The organism is Lysobacter sp. CCNWLW3 (assembly GCF_036697405.1).
GTDB lineage: Bacteria > Pseudomonadota > Gammaproteobacteria > Xanthomonadales > Xanthomonadaceae > Lysobacter.
Genome location: NZ_JBAHWA010000017.1, coordinates 54,370 through 77,446 on the forward strand (window position 1 = coordinate 54,370; position 23,077 = coordinate 77,446).

Sequence of the window (23,077 nt, forward strand, 5' to 3'; positions counted from 1 at the left end):
CACGCTCCAAGGCGCAGCCCTGGGGGAATGCCGCAGCCCGGTCGCGGGCTGCGGCGAACCGGTGGAGGATCAGGGGGCAGCCTTGCGCGGCACGATCCCCAGCGCCTGCTCGATCTCGCCCGGGTCGTAGCGCTTGCCGCCCTTGAATACCGCGTCGACCTTGCGGATATCGCGCATGTCGGCGAGCGGGTCGCCGTCGATCAGTACCATGTCGGCGAGCTTGCCCGGCGCGATCACGCCGCGGTCCTTGTCCACGCCCAGCACCTGGGCCGGCGTCAGCGTCGCCAGGCGCAGGACTTCGGCGTTGGGGATGCCGGCGCGCGCATACACCTCAAGCTCGGCGTGCAGCATGTAGCCGGCCAGCGCATCGGTCCCGGGCAGGATGGTCACGCCGGCCTCGTGCACGGCCTTGAGCAGTCGCAGCATGCTCGGGAACGCCTGCTTGTAGGCCTCCTCCTTGCCGTGCGGCGGCTTCAGTGCGCCCCAGCTCAGGCCACGCTGGGCCTGCGGCGGGAAGCGTTCGGCGACGCCGCGCAGGCCGGGCGGGGTCTTGCTGTCGGGATCGCCGCCGTACAGGTCCTCGGCCAGGGCCATGGTCGGATCGAGCACGACATGGCGGCGCTTGAGGAAGGCGATGAAGTCGCGCACTTCGGGCTGGTCGGGCGTGAACTCGTAGGCGTGCTCGCCGACTTCGGTCAGGCGCGCCTTGGTGCGGGTGTCCTGCACGCGCGGGTACATGAAGTTGAGTTCGACGAACAGGAAGTGCTGCAGCTCGTCGGCCCCTGCTTCGATGAACTGGCGCGCCGACATGAAGGCCGGGACATGCCCGCTCACCCGCAGGCCGCGCGCATGGGCGCGGTCGGCGATCAGCGGGAACAGCTCGGGTTTCAGCGAGGAATAGGTCTTGATCTGCATGTAGCCGCGGTCGGCGTAGAAATCGACCGCCTTGAGCGCTTCCTCCGGCGTGTCGACCAGCATCTTGGTCGGGCCGGCATAGGGGCCGGGGCCGTCGATGAAGCCGGCCATCATCACCCGCGGGCCGATCTCGGTGCCGGCCTCGAAACGCTGCACGCGCTGCGGGAAGGTGTCGGTGTTGTTGGCCACGTCGCGCGCGCTGGTGACGCCGGCGGCGATGTCGAGCGCGCCGTCCTGGATCGACGCGTAGTGCTTGTGCACGTCCCACAGGCCCGGCATCAGAAATCGGCCGCGTGCGTCCACGACTTCGGCGTTCGCCGGCGCCTTGACCTGCGCGTCCGGCGCCACGCGCACGATGCGTTCGCCTTCGACCAGCACGCTGGTGCCCGCCGTCGCGCTGAGGTCGCGCGGGTCGTACACGCGCGCGTTGCGGATCAGCAGCGGCCCCTTGGGCGCATGGGTAAGCCGTTGCGCGAGTTCGGCGCCCCAGCTGGCGTCGGCGCGCTCCTGGATCTCCAGCAGCTTGGGCAGCACGTCCTGCAGTTCGGTATCGATGACCACGAACCAGCCCGAGGCGTAGATCGCGGCCGCGGTCGAACCGTCGCTACGCAACCACAGCGAACCCGGGGTGAAATCCAGCCCGACCAGGCGTTGCAGGCTCAGCTTGACCGGGCCGTTCTTGCCGACCACCTCGTGCTCGCCCAGGGTTTCGATGCGCGCCTCGCCGGCGGGCAGAATCGCCAGCTTGCGCTCGGGCGCCTGCAGCAGCGCGCGCGCGAGCGCGCCGCCGAGTTCCGGCGCGGCCTGCAGCGGCAGGAAGAACGCCGGCGCGGTCAGCGCCTTCTCGCCCTGCTCGCTGGGGTTCTTCCAGCTCGCGCGCCCGTCCTTGACCTGATAGCGCTCCTCGAAAGGATTGAGCAGGTAGTCGTTGCCGCTGCCGGAGTAGTCGGCCAGGGTGCCGTCGGCGTTGAGCGTCCAACGCGTCTTGCTGCGGTCGCCGCGGCCGCGGTCGGTGAAGTGGTACTCGACCTGCACGCCGCCGTCGGCGGCGGTCTCGACCACCTGTTTGCCGGCGACGTTGCCCTGCATCAGCACCACCTGTTCGCGGCGGGCGGCGAGGGCGTCGGAGATCGAAAGCGCGAGTACGGCGGGCAATGCGAACGACAGCAGCAGCGGTCCGGCTAGGCGCATGGCGGCCCTCCTTGGGCTCGTCGGGGCCGCGAACGGCTCCGATGAGCAGAGGCCTGGCGCGGCGGGGTCACCCCTTATAGCCGATCCGGACGCGCGTGAATGCGCCGCTTACGACAGATGGTTTCTCCGCCGCGTCGAACCGTTGCGACGACGGCGGCCATGCTCGCCCGTGCCCTGCGCCGCGCCAGCGCGAGGCGTCCGGCCCGCGTCCGGCCGTACCGGTGCCGAGCCTGCCCGAGGGACGAAAAAGCGACGGCCCGCAGTTGCGGGCCGTCGGGTCCTGCCTGGCGTTCGCGCGGGCGGCTCAGCTCACCACTTGTAGCCGGCCTTCAGATACACGAACGCGCCGTTGAAGCCGAACGGCGAGGCGGTGTTGTAGGGCAGATAGTTGCGCGTGCCCAGCACCAGCTTGGACTCGTCGGGGTACTCGTCGAGCACGTTGTCGCCGCCGACGGTGAAGTCCCAGCTGCCCAGGTGGTAGGTGGCGGCCAGGTCCAGCGTCCACTTCGCGCTGAAGGTCTGGTCCAGCAGCGGGTTGGTCGCGTGCAGTTCGGTGAATTCGCCGTAGCGGGTGGCGGTGGCGTTGAAGCTCCAGTTGCCGGTGTCCCAATCGCCGGCCAGGAAGAACTTGTCCTTGGGCGCGCCCTTGGTGATGCGGCCGATCTCGGTGCGGCCGATGCGCACCGCGGCCGGATCGATCGCGGCCAGGCGCGCCGGGTTGGGCGCGATCTTCTCGATCTCGGTCTTGGAGTAGTTGTAGCCCAGGGTCAGGTTGAACTTGCCCGATGCCAGCTCCCAGGCCTGGGTCGCGACGATGTCCACGCCCTGGGTCTTGGTGTCGACCGCATTGGTGAAGTAACGGCCGCCGCCGATGCCCGGATAGCCGTTGGCCTGCAGGTAGTTGCGCACCGCGGCGCTGGTGAGGTTTTCCGACAGCAGGATGCGGTCGTCGACCTTGATGTGGTACGCGTCGACGGTGATGTACAGGCCGTCGCTGGGCTGCAGCACCAGGCCCAGGCTGTAGTTGGTGGACTCCTCGGCCCGCAGCGACTCCGAGCCCAGCGCGATCGCGGCGGGGTTGTCGACGCGGAAGGTGCCGATCTCGTAGGGAACGCCGCTGATGAAGTTGGTGGCGATCGACTGGAAGAACTGCTGCTGCAGCGACGGCGCGCGGAAGCCGGTGGAGGCGGTGGCGCGCAGGGCGACCTTGTCGGTGAAGGCGTAGCGCGCCGACAGCTTGCCCGAGGTGGTGTCGCCGAAATCGCTGTAGCTCTCGTAGCGCACGGCGATGCCGGCGGAGAACTTGTCGGTCAGATCGGCCTCGACGTCGGCGTACAGCGAGTAGCTATGGCGGTCGAAATCGCCGGCATCACTGGCGCGGAAACCGGAAAACACCTGCGCGCCCGGGATGATCTGGCCGTTGGGCGCCGCCACGCCGCCGTTGGCGTAGGACAGCGGTTCGCCGGCGCGCTGCGAGAACTCTTCGCCGCGCCACTCCGCGCCCCAGGCGAAGGTCACCGGGTACCGCCAGCCGAAATCCACCGGCCGGGCGAAGTCCAGGTTCAGCACGTGCTGGGTGACTTCGAGCGCGCCGGCGTAGAACTCGGTCGGCGAGGTCGGGCCCAGGCTGCGGTTGAGCGTGTTCTCGATGTCGAAGCTGAGCTCGTTGTGGCCGTAGTTGTAGCTGAAGTCGATCTGGGTGCCGCCGGCGGTTTCGCCGCGCAGGCCGACCACCGCCGCGCGGTCCTTGCTGATGTTGTGGATCTGCGGCAGGAAGCCGTTGGGATAGATCGAGGGGATGTTGCGCGGGTCGCCGGCGAAGCGGAAATAGCCGTTGGAGAGCACGTCGCGCTTGCTGTAGCTGCCGAAGGAATAGAAGGTCAGGTAGTCGGTGGGGCTGTATTCGCCGTTGTACGAGACCGCGCCGCTGTCGATTTCGGGGTCGCCGTAGCGCTGTTCGACCACGCCCTGGAACGGGCGCGCGCGGTTGGTCTGGTCCTGGTGGCCGCCCTGCGCGGCCAGGTGCAGCTTGCCGTTCTCGCCGAGCTTGAAGCCGGCGTCGCCGGACAGCTGGTACTGCTCGCCGTCGCCGGCGCTGTACTGGCCGTAGCGCGCGGCGAGGCTGCCGCCGTGGTCGCTGCCCTTGAGCACCACGTTGACCACGCCGGCGATCGCGTCGGAGCCGTACTGCGCCGAGGCGCCGTCGCGCAGCACTTCCACGCGCTCGATCGAAGCGATCGGGATCGCGTTGAGATCGACCGGCGAGGAGCCGCGGCCCTGGCTGCCGTTGAGGTTGATCAGGGCGGTGGTGTGGCGGCGCTTGCCGTTCACCAGCACCAGCACCTGATCCGGCGCCAGGCCGCGCAACTGCGCCGGGCGCACCGCGTCGGTGCCGTCGGTGATCGCCGGGCGCGGGAAATTCAGCGAGGGCAGGGCGCGCGCCAAGGCGGTCGCCAGTTCGACCGTGCCGGTGGCCTCCAGCGCCTCCGGCGTGATGATGTCGATCGGCGCGCTGGACTCGGCGACGGTGCGGTCGCTGACCCGGGTGCCGGTGACGATGACCTGATCCAGGGTGTGCGCTTCGGAAGCGGGCTCGTCGGGAGCGGGCGCTTGCTGCGCGTAGCCCGGAGCGGCGAGGGCGGCGAGCAGGGCGAGTGCGAGCGGACGGCGGACGGCGCGGAAAGCTACGGACATGGTGCGCGGCTCCTTGCGGCGAGGGGATTGGTAGCGATGTCATTTTGGTTTAACACGGTTCTAACAAGCCGGTCAAACCCTTATCCGCATGAAGCGATAGCCAATTGGTATAGGGGTCCCGGCGGTTTGTGACGGCGTCTCCAAATCCGCGGCCGCGGCCGGGATCGGGATCGGGATCGGGATCGGACGATGGAGCGGGTCGGACCGGCGGGGCGCGGCGGCGCCGGCTCGGCGTTAGCCCGTCCGCTCATGCCGTTTCGTCATGCCGGCCGGCCGCGGCCGGGCTGTTAACATGCGCGGGCTTGAGGTGATCGCCGGCCCCGCCGGCGATTGAAACGGGAATCCGGTGCGCCAGTCCTTCCAACGAAGCGACGGCTATTCCGGAGCTGCCCCCGCAACGGTAAGTAAGACGAACGATCCGCAATCGAGCCACTGTGCGCATGCATGGGAAGGCGCGGACCGGAGGGCTGGAGGCCCTCGCTTGCAAGCCCGGAGACCGGCCTGAGGCTGACCCGACACGCGGTGGGCGCTGTCATGGGGCCGCCTTGCGTCCGCGCGTCGCCGCCTCGTCGTTCCCTCCTGCGTGTCTCCGACCCATCGTTTCCGCGCGGGTAGGCGCGGATCAGGAGCCATGCTTTGAATTTCCGTCATTCCGTCCTTCGCCGCACCGCGCTGGCGACGGCGCTGCTGTCCGTCGTCGCCCCGGCCGTGGCGGCCGACGCCGCCACCGACCTCGACCAGGTCGTGGTCACCGCCACCCGCACCGCCCAGACCCAGGACGCGACCCTGGCCTCGGTGACCGTGATCGACCGCGAGGACATCGAGCGCCTGCAGCCGGCCAACCTGCCCGAGCTGCTGCGCGGCACGCCCGGCTTGTCGATGGCCAACCACGGCGGCCCCGGCAAGTCGACCTCGCTGTTCCTGCGCGGCACCGAATCCGATCACGTATTGGTGCTGATCGACGGCATCAAGATCGGTTCGGCGACCAGCGGCGGCGCCTCGCTGCAGGACATTCCGGTCGAGCAGATCGAGCGCATCGAGATCGTGCGCGGGCCGTTCTCCAGCCTGTACGGTTCCGAGGCGCTGGGCGGCGTGATCCAGATCTTCACCCGGCGCCCGCAGGGCGCGTTCGCGCCGCACGCCAGCGCCTCGATCGGCAGCTGGAACACGCGCCGCGGCACGCTCGGCGTCGGCGGCAAGGGCGAGAACGGCTGGTACTCGATCAACGCCGCCAGCGAAGACACCGACGGCATCAACGCCTGCCGCGGCAAGCCCTCGCCGGGCGGCGCCGGCTGCTTCACCCACTCGCCCGACCGCGACGGCTACCGCAACCTGTCGCTGACCGCGCAGGGCGGCTACCGCTTCAGCGAGGCCTGGGACGCCGAAGCGCGCCTGTTCCGCGCCGAAGGCCGCAACGAATACGACGGCAGCACCAACAATCAATCCGACACCGTGCAGCAGATCGCCGGCGGGCGCCTGCGTTACGCCCCCAGCGAGCGCGCCACGCTGAGCTTGAACCTGGGCCGCAGCAGCGACCTGAGCGACAACTACAAGAACGGCGTTTACTCCAGCACCTTCAACACCCGCCGCAAGCTCGGTTCGCTGCAGGGAGACTTCGGCCTCGGCGGCGGCCTGCTCAGCCTGGGCTACGACTGGCAGCGCGACGAGGTCGAAAGCAGCACCGTCTACGCCCACGACCGCCGCATCAACCGCGGCCTGTTCGGCCAGTACCAGCGCGATCTTGGCGCGCATTCGCTGCAGGCCAGCCTGCGCCGCGACGACGACAGCCAGTTCGGCGGCCAGACCACCGGCAGCGCGCTGTGGGGCTGGAACCTCAGCGAACAGCTGCGCCTGACCGCGAGCTACGGCACCGCGTTCAAAGCGCCGACCTTCAACGAGCTGTACTTCCCCGGTTTCGGCAATGCCGACCTCAAGCCGGAAGAGTCGCGCAGCTTCGAACTCGGCCTGCGCGGCGCGCACGCCTGGGGCGGCTGGTCGCTCAACGCCTACGAGACCCGGGTCGACGAACTGATCGCGTTCGACGCCTCGATCGGCCTGCCGGGCAACATCGACCGCGCCCGCATCCGCGGGGCCGAGGCCAGCGTCGATACCACGCTGGCCGGTTGGGACCTGCGCGCCAGCGCGACCTGGCTGGATCCACGCAACGACAGCCGCAGCGCCAGTCGCGACAAGATCCTGCCGCGACGCGCGCGCGAAAGCGCACGCCTGGACGCCGACCGCCGCTACGGCCGCTTCAGCCTGGGCGGCAGCGTCTACGTCGCCGGCGAGCGCTACGACGATCTGGCCAATACCCGCCGCCTGGACGGCTACGCCACCACCGATCTGCGCCTGGGCTTCCGCTTCGACGAGTCCTGGAGCCTGCAGCTGGCGGCCAACAACGTGTTCAACCAGCGCTACGAAACCGCGTCCTACTACAACCAGCCGGGCCGCAACTACCTGCTGACCCTGCGCTACCGACCCGCGAACTGATCGCCAACGCCACCGAGGCCGCCGATGAACGCTCCCGCCCGACCCGTCTATTACAGTCTGTTCACCGCGCTCGCCGCCGCGATGGTCGCGACCCGCTTCCATCATTTCGGCGACGCGCTGCACCTGCCCGACGCGTCGATGGCGGTGTTCTTCCTCGGCGGCCTGTGGCTGCGCCGGCACCTGGGCTTCGTCGCTTTCCTGGTGCTGGCGGTGGCGATCGACTGGATCGCGATCCAGGCCCAGGGCAAGAGTTTCTTCGAGCACTACTGCGTGACCCCGTCGTACGCCTTCCTGCTGCTGGCCTACGCGGCGCTGTGGTACGCCGGGCGCTGGTACGCCGACCGTCTGCGGGCCACGCCGCGCGCGCTGTTGGGCGCGCTCGGCGCCGGTCTGGTCGCGGCGTCGGTGTCGTTCCTGATCTCCAACGGCGCCTTCTACTGGTTCGGCGGCCGCTACGAAGACCCGAATGTCGGCCAGTACCTGGCGCGGGTATGGCAGTGGGGCCCGCTGTTCGTGCGCACCACCCTGGGCTACATCGCCGTGGCCCTGGTCGCCTACGCCCTGATCGCGCGCGCCGCCGGCACGCGCGGTCCCGCGCGCGTCGCCAAAGTCTGATGAGGACCCCGAGATGACCGCCACCACCGCCCATTCCCTGCCGCTGGTCTCGCCGCGTGCCCAGATCGTCGTCGGCGTCGCGCTCGCGGCGTTGATGATCGCCACCCGCGGCCAGCACTTCGCCACCATCGACCGCCTGCCCAGCGCGTCCTGGGCGATCTTCTTCATCGCCGGCGCGATGCTGCGGCCGATGTGGATGCTGCCGCTGCTGTTCGTGCTGGCTTCCTTGCTGGATATCGTCAGCCTGGCTTCGGGCACGATCGGCGACTGGTGCCTGTCGCCCGCGTACTGGGCGCTGGCGCCGGCCTACGCGAGCTTGTGGCTGGCCGGCCATTTCTACGCCCGCATCCACCAGGACCGCTGGTCGGCCCTGCCGCGCCTGGTCGTGGTCTTGGCGCTCGCCGCGTTCGTCGCCTATGCGTTCTCCGGCGGTGGCTTCTATTTCTTCTCCGGGCGTTATCCGGAGCCGAGCCTGGCCGGCTTCGCCGAGCGCATCGCTCGCTACTATCCGCGTAACCTCGGCACCCTGGCCGGCTACGTCGGCGCCGCGTTCGCCCTGTGGGCCGCCGCGCGCGCGCTGGGCGCGGACCGCGCCGCCCAGCAAGGAGCCCGCGCATGAACGATCCGACCCCGAGCCAGGAAGAACGCCACCGCCAGCGCATGCAGCGCAAGAAGGAGCTGGTCGACCGCAAGATCGCCCGCGCCACCATCGAGCGCGGCGTGCTGGTGGTCAACACCGGCAACGGCAAAGGCAAGAGTTCGTCGGGCTTCGGCATGCTCGCGCGCTCGCTCGGCCACGGCTTCCGTTGCGGCGTGGTGCAGTTCATCAAGGGCAGTTTCTCGACCGGCGAGGAAGCCTTCTTCCGCCGCTTCGAGGGCGAGCAGCTCGACTACCACGTGATGGGCGAGGGCTTCACCTGGGAGACCCAGGACAAGGCGCGCGACATCGCCGCCGCGCAGGCGGCCTGGGCCAAGGCCGCGGCGATGCTGGCCGACGAGGCCTGCGACTTCGTGCTGCTGGACGAGCTCAACATCGCGCTCGCGCACCGCTACGTCGAACTCGACGCGGTACTGGCCGCGGTCGCCGCGCGCCCACCGCTGCAGCACGTGGTCATCACCGGCCGCGGCGCGCCCGACCGCCTGATCGAGGCGGCCGACACGGTGACCGAGATGCGCGTGGTCAAGCATGCGTTCCAGGCCGGGATCAAGGCGCAGAAGGGCGTGGAGCTTTGAGTCCGGGAATCGGGAATGGGGAATCGGGAATCGTAAAAGGATGGGGAGGGCGTATGTCTTCTAAGTACGACGGATCGGGCAAGGCTTTGGCTTCGAACGATTCCCGACTTCCCATTCCCGATTCCCGGCCCCGCTACTGCGCGGCGCTATTGGTGTCCGCGCCGGCCTCGGGCCAGGGCAAGACCAGCGTCACCGCCGCCCTGGCGCGTTGGCACACGCGCCAGGGCCGGCGCGTGCGGGTGTTCAAGACCGGTCCGGATTTCCTCGATCCGATGGTGCACGAGCGCGCCAGCGGCGCGCCGGCCTACCAGCTCGATCTTTGGATGTGCGGCGAGGAGGAGGTGCGCGCGCGTCTGTACGAGGCCGCGGGCGAGGCCGATCTGATCCTGGTCGAAGGCGTGATGGGCCTGTTCGACGGCAAGCCCTCCAGCGCCGATCTCGCCCTGGCGCTGGGCCTGCCGGTGCTGGCGGTGATCGACGGTTCGGCGATGGCGCAGACCTTCGGCGCGCTCGCGCTGGGGTTGGCGCGTTACCGCGATGGATTGCAGGTGCATGGCGTGGCCGCCAACCGCGTCGGCAGCGCCTACCACGCGCAGCTGCTGCGCGAGAGCCTGCCGGCGCCGCTGCATTGGCTGGGCGCCTTGCCGCGCGATCCCGCGCTGGCCCTGCCCGAACGTCACCTGGGCCTGGTGTCGGCGGGCGAACTGGGCGATCTCGACGCGCGCCTGGACGCTTTGGCCGACGCCTGGGCGACGCACGCCGACGCCGCGCTGCCGCCGCCGGTCGCGTTCGCGCCGGCGGCGCGCGCCGAGCTGCCGAGCTTGCCGCCGGGTTGGCGCATCGCGATCGCGCGCGACGCCGCGTTCTGCTTCCTGTATCCGGCCAATCTGGATCTGCTGCGCGCGGCCGGCGCCGAGCTGCGCTTCTTCTCGCCGCTGGCGGGCGACGCGCTGCCCGACTGCGACGCGGTCTGGCTGCCCGGCGGCTATCCGGAACTGCATCTGGCGACGCTGTCGCGCCACGACGGCCTGCGCCGCGACCTGCACGCGCACCGCGACGCCGGCAAACCGCTGCTGGCCGAGTGCGGCGGCCTGCTTTATCTGCTCGACACGCTCGCCGACAAAGACGGAGACAGCCGACCGATGGCCGGCCTGCTCACGGGCAGCGCCGCACTGCAACCGCGCCTGGCCGGCTTGGGGCTGCAGTCGGTGGCCCTGCCCGAGGGCGAACTGCGCGGCCACACCTTCCACTACGCGCGCGCCGAGATCGCCGCCGAACCGATCGCGCAGGCGCTCAATCCCAACGGCGGACCTAGCCGCGAGGCGGTGTACCGAGACCGCCGCATGAGCGCGAGCTTCGTCCACTTCTACTTCCCGTCGAATCCGGCGGCGGCATTGCGCCTGTTGCAGCCGTGAACGCCGTGCTCGCCGCGGCCGCCATGTGGCTCGCGCTGCTGCTGGACCATGCGTTGGGCGAGCCGCGGCGTGCACATCCGCTGGTCGGCTTCGGCCGTCTCGCCCAGGCGATCGAAGGCGCGCTGTACCGCGACAGCCGCTTGCGCGGCGTGGCGGCCTGGCTGCTGGCGGTGCTACCCCTGAGCGCGGGCGCCGCGGCGCTGCAATGGCTCGCGCTGCGGCATTCGCCGTGGCTGGCCGCGGTTTACTCGGCCGTCGCGCTGTATCTGTGCGTGGGTCTGCGCAGCCTGAGCGAACACGCCGAAGCGGTGGCGCGCGCCTTGCGTGCGCAGGATCTGGAAACCGCACGTGCCGCGGTCGGACGCATCGTCAGCCGCGACACCCAGGCCCTGGACGCCGAACGCGTGGCCGCGGCCGCGACCGAATCGGTACTGGAGAACGGCAACGATGCGGTGTTCGGCGCGCTGTTCTGGTTCGCCTTGCTGGGGCCGGCAGGCGCGGTGCTGTACCGGCTGGCCAACACTCTGGACGCGATGTGGGGCTACCGCACCGTCCGTTACGAACGCTACGGCTGGGCCGCGGCGCGCATCGACGACGTCCTCAACTATGTGCCGGCGCGCTTGACCGCGCTGACCTACGCCGCGCTCGGCAACGCCGCCAGCGCGCTGCGCTGCTGGCGGCTGCAGGCGCCGGGCTGGGACAGCCCCAATGCCGGCCCGGTGATGGCGGCCGGCGCCGGCGCGCTGCGCGTGCGCCTGGGCGGCGCGGCGCCGTATCACGGCGTCTGGGAAGAGCGGCCGCTGCTGGGCGAGGGCGACGCGCCCGACGCCGACGCGATCGCGCGCGCGCAGGCGCTGGTGCGTCGCGGCGCGCTGCTGTGGCTGGCGGCGCTGAGCCTCATTGCGGTCCTGGTGCCTTATGTCTCCATTTTCTAAGCGCGGCGCGCTGCCGCGCGCGGGAGCTCGCGACCATGCTTGAACACGGCGGCCGTCTGTTGCGCGCCGCGCAGCGCTACGGCATTGCGCCCGCGGACTGGTTGGACCTGTCGACCGGGATCAATCCCGAGGCCTGGCCGGTGCCGGCGATACCGGCGCGGACCTGGCATCGCCTGCCCGAAGACGAGGACGGCCTGGACGCGGCGGCGCGCGACTACTACGGCGCGCCGGCGCTGCTGGCCGTGGCCGGCTCGCAGGCGGCCATCCAGGCCCTGCCGCGGTTGCGCGCGCATTCGCGCGTCGGCGTGCTCGCGCCGGGTTATGCCGAGCATGCGCATGCCTGGCGCCAGGCCGGGCACGCGGTCGAGCTGTGCGCGTCGGAGACGCTGCTCGAACAGCGGCAACCTTACGACGTCGTGGTCCTGATCCATCCCAACAACCCCGGCGGCGAACGCTACGAGCGCGCGGCATTGTTGGATCTGCACGCGCAACTGTCCGCGCGCGGCGGTTGGCTGCTGATCGACGAGGCTTTCATGGACGCGACGCCCGAAGCCAGCGTCTGCGCCGACAGCGACCGCGCCGGCCTGATCGTGCTGCGTTCGGTCGGCAAGTTCTTCGGCCTGGCCGGCGCGCGCGCCGGCTTCGTCTGCGCCGCGCCGCCGCTGCTGGCCGCGCTGCGCGAACGCCTGGGGCCGTGGACCCTGGGCGGACCGAGCCGGTATGCCGTGCAGGCGGCGCTGGCCGACCGCGACTGGCAGGCGCGCATGCGCATCCAACTGCGGTCGCAGGGCGCGCGCCTGGCGCAGTTGTTGAGCGCGCGCGGTCTCGCGCCCAGCGGCGGTTGCGCGTATTTCCAATGGCGGCGCTGCGGGGACGCGGCCGAACTGCACGACGCTTTGGCCCAACGCGGCATCCTGACCCGCTTGTTCGACGCGCCGCACAGCCTGCGTTTCGGCCTGCCCGGCGACGATGCGGCCTACGCGCGACTGGATGCGGCTCTGGCCGACATCATTGGCGCGAGGAACCCGGCATGAGCGCGCGCGTGCTGATGGTGCAGGGCTGCACTTCCGACGCGGGCAAGAGCGCGCTGGTCACCGCGTTGTGCCGATGGCTGCGCCGGCGCGGCGTGCGCGTGGCGCCGTTCAAGCCGCAGAACATGGCCTTGAATTCCGCGGTCACCGCCGACGGCGGCGAGATCGGCCGCGCCCAGGCCGTGCAGGCGCAGGCTGCGGGGCTGGCGCCGCACACGGATTTCAATCCGGTCCTGCTCAAGCCCAACAGCGATACCGGCGCGCAGGTGATCCTGCACGGCCGCGCGGTCGCCAACATGGACGCGCGCGGCTACCACGACTACAAGCGCGTCGCGATGGGGGCGGTGCTGGCCTCGCACGCGCGTCTGGTCGCCGGCTACGAGGCGGTGATCGTCGAAGGCGCGGGCAGCCCGGCCGAGATCAACCTGCGCGCGGGCGATATCGCCAACATGGGCTATGCCGAGGCGGTGGACTGCCCGGTGCTGCTGATCGCCGACATCGACCGCGGCGGCGTGTTCGCGCATCTGGTCGGCACCCTGGCCTTGTTGTCGGACAGCGAACGCGCGCGCGTGGCCGGCTTCGTGATCAATCGGTTTCGCGGCGATATCGCCCTGCTGCAGCCGGGCCTGGACTGGTTGGAGCGCGAGACCGGCAAGCCGGTGCTGGGCGTGCTGCCCTATCTGCAGGGCCTGCACCTGGACGCCGAGGATGCGCTGCCGCGCGAACGCGAGCGCAAGGCGCGCGCCGCGCTGCGGGTGGCGGTGCCGGCGCTGCCGCGGATCAGCAATCACACCGACTTCGATCCGCTGCGCGCGCACCCGCAGGTCGAACTGCATTACGTCGGGCCCGGCGAGACGCCGCCGGCCTGCGATCTGATCGTGCTGCCGGGGTCCAAGTCCACCCGCGCCGACCTGGCCTGGCTACGCGCGAACGGCTGGGAGGACGCGATCGCGCGTCACCTGCGCTACGGCGGCAAGCTGATCGGCATCTGCGGCGGCCTGCAGATGCTGGGCCGCGCGGTGCACGATCCCCTGGGCATCGAAGGCGCGCCGGGTTCCAGCGCGGGCCTGGGCTGGCTGGACCTGGAGACCACGTTGGAAGCCGCCAAGCAACTGCGCAACGTCGCCGGCCGGCTCGCGCTGGACGACGCGCCGGTGCGCGGCTACGAGATCCACTGCGGGCTCAGCCAGGGGCCGGCGCTGGCGCGCGCGAGCGCGCGGCTCGACGACGGCCGCAGCGACGGCGCCCGCTCCGAGGACGGGCAGGTGTTCGCAAGCTATCTGCACGGCCTGTTCGACGAGCCCGCCGCGCTGGCCGCGTTGCTGCGCTGGGCCGGCCTGGACGACGCCGAGACGGTGGACATGCATGCGCTGCGCGAGAGCGGCATCGACCGCCTGGCCGAAGCCGTCGAAACCCACCTGGACACCGCTCGCTTGGCCACGCTGCTCGGCCTGCCGCTCACCAACGGAGCCATCGCATGCGCACCCTGATCCTAGGCGGCGCGCGTTCCGGCAAGAGCGCCCTGGCCGAACGTTTGGCCGCGCGTAGCGCGGACGTGGTCTACATCGCCACCGCGCAGGCGCGCGACGGCGAAATGGCCGCGCGCGTCGCCCATCACCGCCAACGCCGCCCCGCGCATTGGCGCACCTTGGAAGAACCGCTGGCCCTGGCCGCCGCCTTGCGCGAGCACGCGCGCGACGGCGGCTGCGTGCTGGTCGATTGTCTGACCCTGTGGCTCAGCAACCTGCTCGGCGACGAGCAGGCCGAGGACCGCTACCTGCACGAACGCGACGCGCTGTTGCGCACGCTGCCCGCCTTGCCGGGCGAGATCGTCCTGGTCAGCAACGAGGTCGGCCTGGGCGTGGTGCCGATGGGCGAACTCACGCGCCGCTTCGTCGACGAAGCCGGCCGCCTGCATCAACACCTGGCCACGCATTGCGAGCGTGTGCTGTTCGTCGCCGCGGGTTTGCCGCTGGCGCTCAAAGGAGATCTGCCTTGAACGAATTCGCCGCCCCGTCGCCGTCGCGCGACTGGACCCTGGACCCCTGCGCCCTCGCCGATCCGGACAGCGCCGCGCAGGCGTTGGCGCGCCAGGCCCAACTGACCAAGCCGCCGGGCTCGCTCGGTGCGCTGGAAGATTTGGCGGTGCGGCTGGCGGCGCTGCAGCGCCGGCCGCGGCCGCGGGTGGATCGGGTCTGGATCAGCGTGTTCGCGGCCGACCACGGCGTCGCCGCCGAGGGCGTGTCGGCGTTTCCGCAGGCGGTGACCGGCGAAATGGTGCGCAACTTCGCCGGCGGCGGCGCCGCGATCAGCGTGCTCGCGCGCGCCCTGGGCGCGAGCCTGGACGTGGTCAACCTGGGCACGGTCAACGACCCCGGCGACATCGCCGGCGTGCGCCGCGCGATCGTCGCCGCCAGCAGCGCGAATTTCTGCGAGCAGCCGGCGATGAGCGCGGCGCAGCTGCAGGCCGCCCTGGACGCGGGCGCGGACAGCCTGCGCCTGGCCGGCGCCGACGGCGCCCAGCTCTACATCGGCGGCGAGATGGGCATCGCCAACACCACCGCCGCGACCGCGCTGGCCTGCGCGCTGCTGGGCCGCGCGCCGTCCGAGTTGGCCGGCGCCGGCACCGGCCTGGACGCGGCCGGCATCGCCCGCAAGATCGCGGTGATCGAACGCGCCTTGGCGCTGCACGCGAGCGCCGCGGATGCGCGCGAACAGCTGCGGTGCTTGGGCGGCTTCGAGATCGCGGCCCTGAGCGGAGCGTTCATCGCCGCCGCGCAGGCCGGCATGCCCGTGCTGGTGGACGGCTACATCGCCACGGTCGCCGCGCTGGCCGCGACCCGGCTCAATCCGGGCGTGCGCGAGTGGTTGCTGTTCGCGCACCGTTCGCACGAGCGCGGCCACGGCCTGCTGCTGCAGGCGCTGGATGCGCAACCGTTGCTGGACCTGGGCATGCGCCTGGGCGAAGCCAGCGGCGCGGCGGTCGCGGTGCCGCTGCTGCGCCTTGCCTGCGCCTTGCACGAGAACATGGCCACCTTCGCCCAGGCCGGCGTGTCGGAACGCGCATGAGCGGCGCGACGATAGAACTGCTGCGCCACGGCGACACCGGCCAGCGCAGCTACCGCGGCCGCCTCGACGATCCCTTGCTGGAGACCGGCTGGGCGCAGTTGCGCGCGGCCGTGGCCGGCCGCGACTGGGACGCGGTGGTGTCCTCGCCGCTGCAGCGCTGCGCCGCCTTCGCGCAGGAGCTGGCGCGGGCGCGCGGCCTGCCGTTGCGGTTGGACGCGCGCCTGGCCGAGTACGACTTCGGCGACTGGCAGGGCGTGCCGATCGAGATCCTCGCCGAAGAGCAGGGCGAAGCGCTGGGGCGGTTCTGGTCGAACCCGGTCGCGTATCCGCCGCCGGGCGCGGAAACCTTCGCCGCGTTCCGCGCGCGCCTGCTCGCCGCGCTGGACGATGCCGCATCGGCCTGGCCGGCGCGGCGCGTGCTGGCGGTGACCCACGGCGGCGCGATCCGCCTGCTGCGCTGCGTGGCCGAGGGCCGCGATTTCGGCGACATGGCCGGCATCGAGGTCGCGCACGCGTCCTTGCATCGCCTGCCGTGGAGCGGCGCCGCTGCGCGCGCCGCGCTGGGCTGATGCGCGCGCTGCTGCACGCGATCGGTTTCCTGACCCGCCTGCCGGTGCCGGCCTCGGCGTTCGCGGATGCGCGCGCGTCGTCGCGTTCCCTGGCCTGGTATCCGCTGGTCGGCGCGCTCGTCGGCGGCCTGCTGTGCCTGCTCGCCTGGGCCCTGCAGTCGGCGCCGCCGCTGCTGGCGGCGGCGCTGATCCTGGTGGCGTGGGTGCTGCTCACCGGCGCCCTGCACCTGGACGGCCTGGCCGACAGCGCCGACGCCTGGATCGGCGGCATGGGCGCGACCGCGGTCGAACGCCGCGAACGCACGCTCACCATCATGAAGGATCCGCGCAGCGGCCCGGCCGGCGTGGTCGCGCTGGCGCTGGTGCTGCTGTTGAAGTTCGCTGCGCTCGCCAGCCTGCCCGCACCGGCCTGGGCGGCCCTGTTGCTGGCGCCGACGCTGGCGCGCGCGGCGCTGACGCTAGCGTTCCTGAGCACGCCTTACGCGCGCAGCGGCGGCATCGGCAGCGCCCTGGTCGCGGCGCCGCGCGCGGCGGCGATCGCCGGCTTGCTGGCCTGCGCGGCCGCCTGCGCGTTCGCCGGCTGGCGCGGCGCGCTGGCGCTGGCCGTGGCGGCGCTGGCTTTCGCGCTGTGGCGCCGCGCCTGCATGCGCCGCCTGCAGGGCATGACCGGCGATACCTGCGGCGCCCTGGCCGAATTGATCGAAGCTGCGGTGCTGACGAGCCTGGCGCTGTCGTACTGAGCCCCGCCGCGAGAGCGCAAGATGGGAACCGCCGCCGGCGCCGGCGGCCGCCATGCTGGCGACCGAGTCCCGACCCAGGTACACGCCGATGGCCGCCGATCACGACCCCCAACTTTCCCGGCCCGAGGCCGCCGCGGGCGACGCGCAGCGCGCCGACACCCGCGCCGGCTATCGGCGCCGCATCGAGCGTGCGGTCGCGTTGATCGAACACGCGATCGCGCAAGGCGAGGAGCCGCCCGAGCTCGTGCGCCTGGCCGAGGCCGCGGCGTTCTCGCCCTTCCACTTCCACCGCGTCTACCGCGCGATGACCGGCGAGACCAGCGGCCAGACCGTGGCGCGCCTGCGCCTGCTGCAAAGCCTGCGCCTGCTCGCGGGCGAGGGGCGCAGCATCACCGAGACCGCGCTCGCGGTCGGTTATCAAACCCCGCAGGCCTTCAGCCGCGCGTTCCGCCAAGGCCTGGGCGGAACGCCCAGCGAGCTGCGCGCCGAGCCCGAACGCCTGCGCCGCGAGATCGCGCGCCTGGCCCAGCCGCCCGGCAGCGCGGCCGCGGCCGCACCGCTGCGGGTCGAGGTGGTCGAGGTCGATCCTTTCCAGGTCCTGGCGCTGCGCGTGACCGGCGGCTATCCGCAACAGAACCACGGTTACGTGCGCCTGTTCGGCTGGGCCGCCGAGCACGGACGCATGGAGCAGCTCAGCGGCTTGTTCGGCGTGCCCTGGGACGACCGCCGCGACGTGGCCGCGGCCGACTGCGCTTTCGATTGCATGATCGCCTTGAGCGCGCCGTTCGAGCCCGAGGGCGGCGGGTTCCGGCGCATGACGATGGGCGGCGGGCGCTACGCGCGCCTGCGCCACGTCGGCGTCTTCGACGGCCTGGAGGCGTCGACCGACGCGCTGCTCGCGCAGTGGCTGCCCGACAGCGGCGAGCGCCTGCGCGACGCGCCGCTGCACCACGAGTACCTGGACGATCCCGACGAAACGCCGGAAGCCTTGCTGCGCACCGACGTTTATCTGCCGCTGGCCGCGACCGGCGCGGCTTGAGGCGAATCAGGCCCCGGCCGCTTCCAGCCGCGCTTCCAGCTCGGCGATGCGCGCCTCCAAGGCGGCCACGCGCTCGGCCAGCGCCGATCCGCCGCCGCCGCGACCGTCCTCGTCGCTGTCGGCGCTGGCGGCGTTCCATACCGGTTCGCCGCTGAGCAGATGGCCGTAGCGGTCTTCGCGCTGGCCGCTCTGGCGGCCGAGCAGGCGCACCAGCGGCGGCGAATGCTGGGCCAGGCGCTCCAAGGCGTATTGGACGTCGCCGACGTTGTCGAACTTGGCCATGCGTTCGCTGCGCGACAGCAGCTCGTGCAGGGTCTGCGGGCCGCGCAGCATCAGCAGGGCCAGCAAGGTGGTCTGCGGCCGGGTCAGGTCGAGCAGGGTGCCGGCGCGGTGCGAGTAACGCTCGGAACGGCCGGTGTGCTGCGATTTCACCCAGCCGCGCGGCTCCAGGCGGCGCAGCACGTTGCCGACCTCGCCCTGTTCCAGCTGCATCGTCGGCTCGCGCGCGGTCTTCTGGTTGCAGGCCACGACGATCGCGTTGAGGGTGAGCGGATAGACGTCGGGCGTGGTCGCTTCCTTCTCGATCAGGCAACCGATGATGCGCGCCTCGACCGCGGTGAGCCGCGCTTCGGGCGCGCCTTCGGTTTCGGTGGCGGGGTTGGGGCTGTCGGTCTCGCTCATGATCGCTCGCTGCGGTTTCGTGGGGCGCGCTCAGACGAGCGCGGTGGAGGGCGGCAGGTGACGCTCGCCGCGGTAGATCGGCGCGGCCAGCACCATTTCGGCCAGGCTGTGCGCGAGTTCGCGCTCGGCCATCACCGCGCCGTCGGCGCCGTGCTCGATCAGGTGGCGGACCTCGTTGTCGCTGTGGGCGCGCGCGACGATGCTCAGGCCGGGATTGATCGCGCGCAGCTTGGCGATGATCTCGCCGGCTTCCAGCGCCTGCGGGATCGCCAGCATCACCGTGGTCGCGCGCTCGGGCACCGCCTCGCGCAGGACGCGGTCGTTGACGGCATTGCCCAGGATCGCCGGCAGGCCGGCCGCGCGCGCCTTGGCGATCAGGCTGTCCTCGCCGTCGATCACCACCAGCGGCACGCGGCGCTCGGTCAGCAGCCGCGCCAGCTCGCTGCCGACGCGGCCGTAGCCGATCAGGATCACGTGGTTGGCGATGTCCGGCGGCACCACCGGCACCACCGGGTCGACCGCGGCTTCCTGCAGGGCCGCGGCCTCGCGCGCCTGCTTGCGGTCCAGCCAGGCGAACAGCAGCGGATTGACCACGATCGAGAGCAGGGCGCCGGCCAGGATCAGGTCCTGGCCTTCCTGCGGCAGGATTTCCAACTGCAGGCCGAGGCCGGCGAGGATGAAGGAGAACTCGCCGATCTGGGCCAGGCTGGCCGAGATCATCAGCGCGGTCGGGCCGGGCTTGCCGAACGCGCGCACGATCGCGTACGCGGCGATGGACTTGCCCAGCACGATGATGGCGAAGGTCGCCAGCACCGGGATCGGCTTGTCGATCAGGATCATCGGGTTGAACAGCATGCCGACCGAGACGAAGAACAGCACCGCGAACGCGTCGCGCAGCGGCAGGGTTTCGTTGGCGGCCTGGTGGCTGAACTCGGATTCGTTGAGCAGCATGCCGGCGAAGAACGCGCCCAGCGCGAACGAGACCCCGAACAGTTCGGCCGAGCCGAAAGCGACGCCCAGCGCGATCGCCAGCACGCACAGGGTGAACAGCTCGCGCGAACCGGTGCCGGCCACGCGTTCCAGGATCCAGGGAATCACGCGCCGGCCGACGATCAGCATCACCGCCACGAAGGCGCCGACCTTGGCGAAGGTCTTGAACAGCGCGGCCCAGATTTCGCTGGCGTCGCCGGCCTCGCCCTTGATCACGCCGGCCAGGGCCGGCAGCAGCACCAGCGCCAGCACCATCGCCAGATCCTCGACGATCAGCCAGCCGACCGCGATCCGGCCCTTGACGGTCTCGACCAGGCGGCGCTCTTCCAGCGCGCGCAGCAGGACCACGGTGCTGGCCACCGACAGGGCCAGGCCGAACACGATGCCGGCACCGTGCGACCAGCCCAGCAGGCGCGCCAGGCCCCAGCCCATCGCGGCCGCGGCCGCGATCTGGACCACCGCGCCAGGCAGGGCGATCGCCTTGACCGCGAGCAGGTCGCGCATCGAGAAATGCAGGCCGACGCCGAACATCAGCAGGATCACGCCGATCTCGGCCAATTGCGGCGCCAGGGTCTGGTCGCCGACGAAGCCGGGCGTGAACGGGCCGGCGACGATGCCCGCGATCAAATAACCCACCAGCGGCGACAATCGCAGGCGTTGCGCCAGCGCGCCGAAGATGAACGCCAGGACGAAGCCGGCGACGAGGATCGCGATCAGGGAGGTGTGATGCATCGGATCTCCTGTCGTGTCGGCTTGCAAGAATGTGGGCCGATACCCGCCGATGCAAGCCGCGGGATGCGGCGCCGGCCTGAAATACGGGCCTGATCGCGGCGCGAGCGCCGATCCGGCAAGCCTTGCCGCCCGTCGGCGATAAGCCTATTCCCTGGCCGCGACGGCCGCGCGACGACGCCGCGGCGCGGCGGGTCCAGGCCGGTCGCGGGCGCGGCGGCGCCCCGGAATGGCGGCCGCGGCCGGCTCGAATGCGATCGCGCGGGCGGCGACGGCCTCCGGCCCGCTACACTATGCGCATGATTGCTTTCCGTGATTTCGCCCTTCGGCGCGGCGAACGCCTGCTCCTGTCCAAAGTCGACCTGACCCTGCAAGCGGGGTGGCGGGTCGGCGTGATCGGCCGTAACGGCACCGGCAAGTCCTCGCTGTTCGCGGCGATCCAGGGCGAGCTGGAGTCCGACCTGGGCAACCTCGACATGCCCAGCCGCGTGCGCATGGCCAGCGTGGCCCAGGAAACCCCGGCGCTGGACGATCCCGCGCTGGACTTCGTGCTGTCCGGCGACGCCACCGTTTATTCGGTGCTGATGGCCGAGCGCGCCGCGGTCGAGCGCGAGGATTGGGAAGCCGTGGCCGAGGCCCATCACCGCCTGGAGGAGCTCAACGGCTACGACGCCACCGCGCGCGCCGGCAAGCTGCTGCACGGCCTGGGCTTCTCGCCCGACACCCACGAGCGCGCGGTCAAGGAATTCTCCGGCGGCTGGCGCGTGCGCCTGAACCTGGCGCGCGCGCTGATGACGCCGTCGGACCTGCTGCTGCTGGACGAACCCACCAACCACCTCGACCTCGACGCGGTGCTGTGGCTGGAACAGTGGCTGCTCAAATACCCGGGCACCTTGATGCTGATCTCGCACGACCGCGAGTTCCTCGACGAGGTCACCACCCACACCCTGCACCTGCACGACGGCAAGGCCAAGCTCTACACCGGCGACTACACCGCCTTCGAGCGCCAGCGCGCCGAGCACCTGCGCCTGCAGCAGATCACCCACGAGAAGGCCCAGGCCGAGCGCGCGCATCTGCAGAGCTTCATCGACCGCTTCAGCGCCAGCGCGGCCAAGGCCAAGCAGGCGCAGTCGCGGGTCAAGCGCCTGGCCAAGATGGCCGGCACCGAGGCGGTGCGCGCCGAGCGCGCGCTGCGCATCGATTTCCCCGAGCCGCTGAAGCTGCCGCACGCCTTGCTGCGATTGATGCATGCCGACTGCGGCTACGGCGACCACACCGTGCTCAACCAGGTCGGCTTCATCCTCGAAGCCGGCGACCGCGTCGCCCTGCTGGGCCCGAACGGCGCCGGCAAGTCGACCCTGGTGAAGTCGCTGGTCGGCGAACTGGAACTGCTCAGCGGCGAGCGCGGCGGCCACCCGGACCTGCGCATCGGCTACTTCGCCCAGCACACGGTCGAATCGCTGCGCGAGGGCACCACCGCGATCGACCACCTGGCCGACATCGCGCCGGGCGTGGCCACCCAGCAGCTGCGCGACTTCCTGGGCAAGTGGAACTTCCCCGGCGACCGCGCCTTCGAGAAGGTCGATTCTTTCTCCGGCGGCGAACGCGCGCGCCTGGCCCTGGCCCTGATCGCCTGGCGCCGCCCGAACGTGCTGCTGCTGGACGAACCGACCAACCACTTGGACCTGGACATGCGCGAGGCCCTGGCCGAAGCGCTGAGCGGCTTCGACGGCGCGATCGTGCTGGTCTCGCACGACCGCCACCTGATCGGCCTGGTCTGCGAAACCTTCTGGCGCGTCGCCGACGGCGTCGCCCAGCCTTTCGACGGCGACCTCGACGCGTATGCGGTGTGGCTGCGCACCCGCGACAGCAGCAACGACGGCAAAGCCGCGGCCAAGGCGATCGCCGCGGCGGCCGCGACCGTGGTGCCGGAGGCGCCGCCGAGCAAGCCGCGCGCCAAGGCCAATCCGCACAAGCTGGCCCAGGCCGAGGCGCGCGTGGCCGAGCTGGAATCCAGGCTGCACACGCTGGACATGGACCTGGCCGATCCGACCAAGTACGCCGGCGGCGGCGACAACGCGGCCGAGCTGGCGCGCAAGCGCGAAGCGGTCGCGGCGGAACTGGCCCAGGCCGAGGCGGAGTGGCTGGCGCTGTACGACGCGGCTTGAGTCGCGTCGCCGCTTCGTAATCGCGCCGCGATCGGATCGTCCGCCGCGCCCGGCAGTCGCTTACTCTCGGATCGTCCGCCGCGCCTGCCGGTCGCTTTCTCTTTCCGGGGCTCTCTGTAGGAGCGGCGCGAGCCGCGACCGCGAACTCCGGCCACTGCGCTGGCTTCGGGCAAAGCCTGCTTCCTGTGGGAGCGGCGTAAGCCGCGATCGCGAACTTCGGCTACGGCGCTGGCCGGGTGCGTCGGGAGATTCGCCGTTGCTTTTGCTCTGCATGGCGGGCACGAAGGTCAACGGCTTCCGCCCGCTGGGCGGGTCAATTCTCTCGCCCAGGCTCCCTGTAGGAGCGGCGTAAGCCGCGACCGCGAATTCCAGCTACGTCGCTGGTTCCGAATGGGCTGGCTTTCTGTGGGAGCGGCGTGAGCCGCGATCGCGAACTTCGGCTACGGCGGTGGCCGGGTGCGTCGGGAGATTCGCCGTTGCTTTTGCTCTGCATGGCGGGCACGAAGGTCAAGGGCTTCCGCCCGCTGCGCGTGCGGGTCACTTTCTCTTGCTAGCCCAAGAGAAAGTAACCAA

Annotated in this window: 18 protein-coding genes and 1 riboswitch; of the genes, 14 read left to right on the top strand and 4 right to left on the bottom strand. The window is 71.2% G+C overall.

All coding sequences use genetic code 11. The features are described from left to right. Positions 1-69: 69 nt before the first annotated feature. A complete protein-coding gene (locus V1318_RS18580; RefSeq protein WP_332941242.1) occupies positions 70-2,106 on the bottom strand; it encodes an amidohydrolase family protein in 2,037 nt (678 codons plus the stop codon). A 309-nt stretch (positions 2,107-2,415) separates the two neighbouring features. After that, entirely contained in the window at positions 2,416-4,800 is a 2,385-nt protein-coding gene (locus V1318_RS18585) for a TonB-dependent receptor (RefSeq protein WP_332941243.1), read from the bottom strand. 288 nt (positions 4,801-5,088) lie between these two features. Next, a riboswitch (cobalamin riboswitch) is annotated at positions 5,089-5,320 on the top strand. 152 nt (positions 5,321-5,472) lie between these two features. Here V1318_RS18585 and btuB point away from each other — a divergent pair. From btuB to V1318_RS18650, 13 genes are all read left to right on the top strand, one after another. Continuing rightward, the gene (btuB, locus tag V1318_RS18590) at positions 5,473-7,290 is read left to right on the top strand and encodes a TonB-dependent vitamin B12 receptor (RefSeq protein WP_332941259.1); all 1,818 of its coding nucleotides are present in this window, start codon (positions 5,473-5,475) and stop codon (positions 7,288-7,290) included. Positions 7,291-7,314: 24 nt separating this feature from the next. After that, positions 7,315-7,905 (top strand): hypothetical protein, encoded by a 591-nt coding sequence (locus V1318_RS18595; RefSeq protein WP_332941244.1) that lies wholly within the window; start codon positions 7,315-7,317, stop codon positions 7,903-7,905. Positions 7,906-7,918: 13 nt separating this feature from the next. Continuing rightward, entirely contained in the window at positions 7,919-8,524 is a 606-nt protein-coding gene (locus V1318_RS18600) for a hypothetical protein (protein WP_332941245.1), read from the top strand. Further along, positions 8,521-9,138: a cob(I)yrinic acid a,c-diamide adenosyltransferase gene (cobO, locus tag V1318_RS18605; RefSeq protein ID WP_332941246.1), complete on the top strand. Its 618-nt coding sequence runs from the start codon at positions 8,521-8,523 to the stop codon at positions 9,136-9,138. Before V1318_RS18600 ends, cobO begins: the two co-directional genes overlap by 4 nt. Before the next feature lie 152 nt (positions 9,139-9,290). Next, on the top strand, positions 9,291-10,553 hold the full coding sequence (locus tag V1318_RS18610) for a cobyrinate a,c-diamide synthase (protein ID WP_332941247.1): 1,263 nt from the start codon (positions 9,291-9,293) through the stop codon (positions 10,551-10,553). Positions 10,554-10,576: 23 nt separating this feature from the next. Further along, entirely contained in the window at positions 10,577-11,488 is a 912-nt protein-coding gene (gene cbiB, locus V1318_RS18615) for an adenosylcobinamide-phosphate synthase CbiB (protein ID WP_332941260.1), read from the top strand. Between the two features lie 35 nt (positions 11,489-11,523). Then, positions 11,524-12,522: a threonine-phosphate decarboxylase CobD gene (gene cobD / locus V1318_RS18620; RefSeq protein WP_332941248.1), complete on the top strand. Its 999-nt coding sequence runs from the start codon at positions 11,524-11,526 to the stop codon at positions 12,520-12,522. Next, entirely contained in the window at positions 12,519-14,009 is a 1,491-nt protein-coding gene (locus tag V1318_RS18625; protein ID WP_332941249.1) for a cobyric acid synthase, read from the top strand. Before cobD ends, V1318_RS18625 begins: the two co-directional genes overlap by 4 nt. Then, positions 13,997-14,518, top strand: a complete 522-nt coding sequence (gene cobU / locus V1318_RS18630; RefSeq protein ID WP_332941250.1) for a bifunctional adenosylcobinamide kinase/adenosylcobinamide-phosphate guanylyltransferase — start codon at positions 13,997-13,999, stop codon at positions 14,516-14,518. The genes V1318_RS18625 and cobU overlap by 13 nt, the downstream gene beginning before the upstream one ends. 38 nt (positions 14,519-14,556) lie before the next feature. Beyond that, positions 14,557-15,588 carry a nicotinate-nucleotide--dimethylbenzimidazole phosphoribosyltransferase gene (gene cobT / locus V1318_RS18635; protein ID WP_332941261.1) on the top strand — a complete coding sequence of 344 codons (1,032 nt, stop codon included), beginning with the start codon at positions 14,557-14,559 and terminating at the stop codon, positions 15,586-15,588. After that, positions 15,585-16,157 (top strand): histidine phosphatase family protein, encoded by a 573-nt coding sequence (locus V1318_RS18640; protein ID WP_332941251.1) that lies wholly within the window; start codon positions 15,585-15,587, stop codon positions 16,155-16,157. The genes cobT and V1318_RS18640 overlap by 4 nt, the downstream gene beginning before the upstream one ends. Further along, positions 16,154-16,897: an adenosylcobinamide-GDP ribazoletransferase gene (locus V1318_RS18645; RefSeq protein WP_332941262.1), complete on the top strand. Its 744-nt coding sequence runs from the start codon at positions 16,154-16,156 to the stop codon at positions 16,895-16,897. Before V1318_RS18640 ends, V1318_RS18645 begins: the two co-directional genes overlap by 4 nt. An 88-nt stretch (positions 16,898-16,985) precedes the next feature. Beyond that, a complete protein-coding gene (locus tag V1318_RS18650; RefSeq protein WP_332941252.1) occupies positions 16,986-17,936 on the top strand; it encodes an AraC family transcriptional regulator in 951 nt (316 codons plus the stop codon). Between the two features lie 6 nt (positions 17,937-17,942). On the opposite strand, the gene V1318_RS18655 is transcribed toward V1318_RS18650, so the two are convergent. Both V1318_RS18655 and ybaL read right to left on the bottom strand, forming a co-directional pair. Then, positions 17,943-18,617 (bottom strand): YceH family protein, encoded by a 675-nt coding sequence (locus V1318_RS18655; RefSeq protein WP_332941253.1) that lies wholly within the window; start codon positions 18,615-18,617, stop codon positions 17,943-17,945. Between the two features lie 30 nt (positions 18,618-18,647). Continuing rightward, positions 18,648-20,339 carry a YbaL family putative K(+) efflux transporter gene (gene ybaL / locus V1318_RS18660; protein ID WP_332941254.1) on the bottom strand — a complete coding sequence of 564 codons (1,692 nt, stop codon included), beginning with the start codon at positions 20,337-20,339 and terminating at the stop codon, positions 18,648-18,650. A gap of 296 nt (positions 20,340-20,635) precedes the next feature. Between ybaL and V1318_RS18665 the strand changes: the two genes are divergently transcribed. Further along, complete coding sequence (locus V1318_RS18665) at positions 20,636-22,504, top strand: ABC-F family ATP-binding cassette domain-containing protein (RefSeq protein WP_332941255.1); 1,869 nt, start codon at positions 20,636-20,638, stop codon at positions 22,502-22,504. Positions 22,505-23,077: the final 573 nt, after the last annotated feature.